The organism is Hyphomonas sp. (assembly GCF_040882205.1).
Classification (GTDB): Bacteria; Pseudomonadota; Alphaproteobacteria; order Caulobacterales; family Hyphomonadaceae; genus Hyphomonas.
This window is the reverse complement of the sequence record NZ_JBBEBT010000126.1, coordinates 1-5,342: the sequence shown is the minus strand read 5'-3', so window position 1 is coordinate 5,342 and position 5,342 is coordinate 1. Positions and strand designations below refer to the sequence as shown.

Genomic DNA, 5,342 nt, shown 5'->3' with positions numbered 1-5,342 from the left:
CCTGCAAGGTCTTCGTCCCGGCGAAGGATTACGGTTTCGCCCGATGCCGGCAGCTGCGCGCCGGACGTGTCGATCAGCACGATCTGCCGGTGAACCTGCACCATGGCTGCGCGGGACAGCGCTTCGAGAACGGGGCGGGTTGCTGTGGCAATATCGATCAGCAGCGGTTCGGCGGCGCTGAAATCAATCGGATAGGACGCGGGATAGGGGCGCATGCCGCCGGATTTCAGACGCGCTGCAATCCGCTCGAGCCGGGGGCTGTCCGCCGCGATCTCGATGGGCGGATCCAGGAAGGAGAGGTCGGACATGCGAAACCGCCAAAACAGGTCCACCGGCGACGCGGCGGCACCCCTTCCTTTTGCGGCCTCGACACTTAAAGTTCGGCTAACTCAGCTACGAAACACAGCAAATATGGGAGGCTAAATCATGGGCCAGGGTCCGCTTTCAGGCGTCAGGATCGTTGAATTTGCGGGCATCGGCCCGGGGCCGTTCTGCGGCATGCTTTTGTCGGATCTCGGCGCAGATGTCGTGCGAATCGACCGTCCGGGCGACGGCCGGCCAGGCCGCGCGGCGGATGTGATGAGCCGGGGGCGGCGCTCCATCGGCCTTAACCTCAAGGATCCGAAGGACGTAGAAGTGGCCTTGAAGCTGCTGGAGAGGGCAGATGGCCTGATCGAGGGCTTCCGCCCGGGCGTTATGGAGCGCAACGGTCTTGGCCCCAGTGAGGTGCTGAAACGAAATCCGAAGCTGGTCTACGGCCGCATGACCGGCTGGGGCCAGACTGGCGCGCTCTCGCAGTCGGCCGGTCATGACCTCAACTATATCGCCATCACCGGCGCCCTGCATGCGATGGGCGACGGCGAGGGCCGTCCGCGCCCGCCCCTGAACCTCATCGGGGACTATGGCGGCGGCGCGCTCTACCTCGCGATGGGCCTTCTGGCCGGCATCCTGAGCGTCAGGAATGGTGGCAAGGGGCAGGTGGTGGACGTCGCTATGTCGGATGGCGCGGCGAGCCTTGCGACCATGTTCTACGGCATGAAAGCCATGGGCATCTGGACCGATGACCGTGAAGCAAACTTGCTCGATGGCGGCGCGCACTTCTACGACACTTACGAAACGAAAGACGGAAAATGGGTCGCCATCGGCTCCATCGAGCCTCAGTTCTACGCGTTGCTGCGCGAGAAGGCGGGCCTCACCGGCGCCGAATGGGACGCTCAGATGGACAAGTCCAAATGGCCGGAGCTGAAGGCAAGGCTGATGGCTGTGTTCAAGACCAGGACGCGCGACGAATGGTGCGCGATCATGGAAGCTACCGACATCTGCTTCGCGCCGGTCCTGTCGATGTCGGAAGCGCCGACGTACAAGCACAACACGGACCGCCAGACCTTCGTGGAAATCGAAGGCGTGGTTCAGCCGGCCCCGGCGCCGCGCTTCTCGGAAACGCCCGGCGCCATCCAGCGCCGCCCCGCCGGACCTGGTGAGCATACCGCTGAAGTGCTCAAGGACTGGGGCGTCTAGCGCCGTTGAGGGCACGGTCCCACCTGCAGCGGGCCGCCGGATCGATTGATTCTCGGCCCGCGGCGCCCCGCAAGCGGGCCAGGGGGCGGGCGAGGCGCATCGCACGATGCCGCGAAGTGGCGCGGGGGCTGCATCCAGCAAGGGCGGCAAGCGCTGAGGGCCGGTATTTTCAAGGTATCAGGCGAAGGAGCCCGCGCGATGGGCGGGCTGAACGCCGGACAACAGCGAAGGGCGCCCTTGTTCAGACTCAATCTTCTATTAACCATACCTGTCGGCGCAGAGCCAATCAGGCATCTTGCCAGGGCGAAGCGCCGGCGTCCTTCTTGCATACCTTGGCCGGCCTTCGGGCCGGCCATTTTCGTTTGAGGCGGGGGCCCTGAAAATCATGCCGTTTGATGCTTGCCAGAGCGACCGGCCTGCGTTAACAGGCCCCCTTTCCCGCGTTCCTCATGGGTGCGCGACCCAATCAGATTCCGGAACAGTGCCATGGCCGTCCCCAAGAGTAAAAAGTCGAAGTCGCGCACGCGCATGCGCCGCGCCCACGACCGGCTCGACATGAACACCTATATCGAAGACGCAAGTTCGGGCGAGCTGCGCCGTCCCCACCACATCGACCTCAAAACCGGTGTGTACCGCGGCAAGCAGATCCTTGAGCCCAGCGAAGAGCTCTAGGGCGAGCGTTGCGCTGAACGGCGCATCCGCATAAGGGTTTTGGCGCCTCCTGTCCTCACAGGGGGCGCTTTTCATTTCCGGCATACGCAGCGAACGGCAAGGGGCTATTCCACATGAGTGAAATCATCGACATCCACGCCCGCGAAATTCTCGACAGCCGGGGCAACCCGACCGTTGAAGTTGATGTGACGCTCGAAGACGGCTCCACCGGCCGCGCCGCTGTGCCGTCGGGCGCGTCCACCGGCGCTTATGAGGCCCACGAACAACGCGACGGTGACAAGTCGCGCTATGGCGGTAAGGGCGTGTTGAAAGCTGTCGACGCCGTCAACGGCGAGATCTGCAACGAGCTCACCGGTCTCGACGCCACCGAACAACGCATGATTGACATGCTGATGATAGACCTCGACGGCACGGAGAACAAATCCCGCCTCGGCGCCAATGCCATCCTCGGTGTCTCGCTCGCCGTGTCGAAGGCCGCTGCGCAAGCCTGCTCGATGCCGCTTTACCGCTATATCGGCGGCGCCAACGCCCGCGTGCTGCCGACGCCGATGATGAACATCATCAACGGCGGCGCACACGCTGACAACCCGATCGACATCCAGGAATTCATGATCATGCCGGTCAGCGCCGAGAGCATTGCGGATGCCGTGCGCGTCGGAGCCGAAGTGTTCCATGCGCTGAAGAAAACGCTGCACGATGCGGGTCACAACACCAACGTCGGCGATGAAGGCGGCTTCGCGCCGAACATCGGCTCGACTGATGAGGCCATCGGGTTCATACTGAAAGCCATCGAGAAAGCCGGCTATAAGCCCGGCGAGGACGTGGCCCTGGCGCTTGATGCAGCGTCCACGGAGTTCTTCAGGAACGGCAAGTATGAACTTGCCGGCGAAGGCAAGTCGCTCTCTTCCGAGCAGTTTGCGAAATACCTGGCGGACCTTTGCGGCCGATATCCTATCCTCTCGATCGAGGACGGAATGGCGGAAGATGACTGGGACGGCTGGATCGCTCTGACCGAAATGCTGGGCGACAAGGTGCAACTGGTCGGGGACGACCTGTTCGTGACTAATCCCGACCGCCTCGCCATGGGCCTGTCGCGCGGCGCGGCGAACTCGATCCTCATCAAGGTCAACCAGATCGGCACCCTGTCGGAAACGCTCGACGCAGTGGAACTGGCCCACCTGCACGGATACACCGCCGTGATGAGCCACCGTTCCGGCGAAACCGAGGATACGACGATTGCCGACCTCTCGGTTGCCACGAACTGCGGGCAGATCAAGACCGGCTCGCTCAGCCGGTCGGACCGGATCGCGAAATACAACCAGCTCATCCGCATCGAGGAAGAACTGGGCCCGATCGGCATCTATGCCGGACTTTCGCGCATCAACGCCGGCTAGCCGCTACATTACCGTTCCGGTAGGCGACCGGTCCGGAACTTGGTGCTGCAGGCGGGTCGTTGGATGAGCACGGGGCGACGGTATGCGCTAAATCTATCTTCTGGCATCTGACGCGGACGCGGCGGCGGCGGCGGCGGAGACGAAAAACGATGTTGCGTCAGCGCAGCTGCAGGGTGCGCCGGGCTGAAGAGAAGCACGCATCTGCGCCGGCCCGGTTCCGGGAAGTGACCTTGGCCCTCTGGTCGAAGTGCGTTCAGTTTTCATCGAAGCAAATCCTGTTCGCGAACCGCTCGGTTGATGCGCGGACGCAAGGCCGGCTGATCTTTGCGCGCCTTGACCCCACCTTGCTGCTGAGGGGGTTGGGCGACGTTGCCGCCATCGACCTGTCTTTGGCACTGGGCCGGATTGCTGCCGTCTGGAAAATCGTCGAGGCAGCGCAGGAAATTGACCCTTGCGGTGGAGCAGCGGGGCAGGCAAGCGGGCGCCTCTGATGACAGCGGCGGGGCGCCGCCGGAACCTGAAGACGGATGTCTGCGCCAGGCCCCTGAACCCGGCGACCTGAAAAGATTTTCGGCGCAGATTGCCGTCGTGGTCGCTTTTGTAACGGCTGCAGCGCTTGGCCCGGCCGGCGTCGTGTCTCTGCCCTATGCCTCGAACTGGCTTGTAGCTTTTGCGGCGGTCGCCTGGGGCGCCGTTATCGGCGTTGTCGCGGGCACCGTCGCGGGTCGATCAAGCGTGTCGGGCGAGACTTCCGCGCCTCCGGCCGCGGCCCGCAGCGCGACGGCTGAGATGTCTGCGGTCGTTCCGGAAGGCGTGGGCGATCCTTCGCCTGTCTTCGTCTCCTGCTCCCGCCGGGATAGTGCAGTCGTCTATCCGTTGGTTGCCGAAGTCGAGGCCTCCGGCCGCGAAGTCAGGACCGACAAGGATGAAAACCATGCCGGCGGCAACTGGGCGGGGATGATCGTGCGCGCAATCCGAGGTTCGGACACGTTCTGCCTGATGTGCTCGGCGGAGGCCCTCCAGTCCGACAGTGTGCGCCGGGAAATCCACATCGCCGACAAGTACGAGCGCAGCTTTTGCCGGTTCGGCTCGGGTCGTCAGAGATGCCGGAAGATTTCGAATATTTCCTGATCGACCGCCAATGGCTGGATCTGACCGCTGCAGACCCTGCCGGACGCGCCGTCCGGCTGAATGCAGCGCTCGGCCGGTAAGGGATTGGTTACCTGCGCGGTTTACCAAAGACGTCATGGTCTCACGTCTTCAGGCTCTCGGGCTCAGTCTTCTGGTGCTCTATTTCGCCTACCACGCTTTTGCGGGGGAGAAGGGCCTGGGCCGTTGGACCGATTCGCAGATCGAACTTGAGGCCCGCGAACGTGAACTCGCGTCCATGCAGACGGACATCGAGCGCCTGAAAGTGGACATCCGACGGCTTACGCCCGGCTCGGTCGATCCCGATTATGTCGAGGCGCTGGCGCGCGACAAGCTGGCTTTCGTGTATCCGGGGGAGATCGTTCTCCTGACTCCGGAACGGAGCTCTGCAAATTGACAACGCTGTTCTGACTTGCCGCTGCAAAATTGCAGCGACATAAGGGGTCAGGGAGGCACGTTGCATGGCCACGAAACCTAAAAGTTCGAAAAAAGCACCCGTTAAGGCCTCCAAGGCCGACATGCTCAAATTCTACCGCGAGATGCTGCTTATCCGGCGCTTCGAGGAGAAGGCCGGCCAGCTCTACGGCATGGGCAAGATCGCCGGCTTCT

7 protein-coding genes and 1 pseudogene are annotated in these 5,342 nt (G+C 63.1%); 7 read left to right on the top strand and 1 reads right to left on the bottom strand.

Annotated elements, in window-relative coordinates; genetic code table 11:
- A partial coding sequence (locus WEA77_RS04865) for a hypothetical protein (protein ID WP_368066738.1) occupies nucleotides 1-308 on the bottom strand: 308 nt, incomplete at its 3' end.
- A 118-nt stretch (nucleotides 309-426) separates the two neighbouring features.
- Between WEA77_RS04865 and WEA77_RS04860 the strand changes: the two genes are divergently transcribed.
- The 7 genes and pseudogenes from WEA77_RS04860 to WEA77_RS04830 all read left to right on the top strand — a co-directional run.
- A complete protein-coding gene (locus tag WEA77_RS04860; protein WP_368066737.1) occupies nucleotides 427-1,518 on the top strand; it encodes a CaiB/BaiF CoA transferase family protein in 1,092 nt (363 codons plus the stop codon).
- A gap of 486 nt (nucleotides 1,519-2,004) precedes the next feature.
- Nucleotides 2,005-2,190, top strand: a complete 186-nt coding sequence (gene rpmF, locus WEA77_RS04855; RefSeq protein ID WP_368066736.1) for a 50S ribosomal protein L32 — start codon at nucleotides 2,005-2,007, stop codon at nucleotides 2,188-2,190.
- A 113-nt stretch (nucleotides 2,191-2,303) separates the two neighbouring features.
- Entirely contained in the window at nucleotides 2,304-3,584 is a 1,281-nt protein-coding gene (gene eno, locus WEA77_RS04850) for a phosphopyruvate hydratase (protein WP_368066735.1), read from the top strand.
- Between the two features lie 230 nt (nucleotides 3,585-3,814).
- Nucleotides 3,815-4,075: a hypothetical protein gene (locus tag WEA77_RS04845; protein ID WP_368066734.1), complete on the top strand. Its 261-nt coding sequence runs from the start codon at nucleotides 3,815-3,817 to the stop codon at nucleotides 4,073-4,075.
- Nucleotides 4,076-4,172: 97 nt separating this feature from the next.
- A complete protein-coding gene (locus tag WEA77_RS04840; protein WP_368066733.1) occupies nucleotides 4,173-4,715 on the top strand; it encodes a toll/interleukin-1 receptor domain-containing protein in 543 nt (180 codons plus the stop codon).
- 115 nt (nucleotides 4,716-4,830) lie between these two features.
- Nucleotides 4,831-5,130: a septum formation initiator family protein gene (locus tag WEA77_RS04835; RefSeq protein ID WP_368066732.1), complete on the top strand. Its 300-nt coding sequence runs from the start codon at nucleotides 4,831-4,833 to the stop codon at nucleotides 5,128-5,130.
- 64 nt (nucleotides 5,131-5,194) lie between these two features.
- Nucleotides 5,195-5,342 (top strand): annotated as a pseudogene (locus WEA77_RS04830) (pyruvate dehydrogenase (acetyl-transferring) E1 component subunit alpha); the annotation flags it as partial.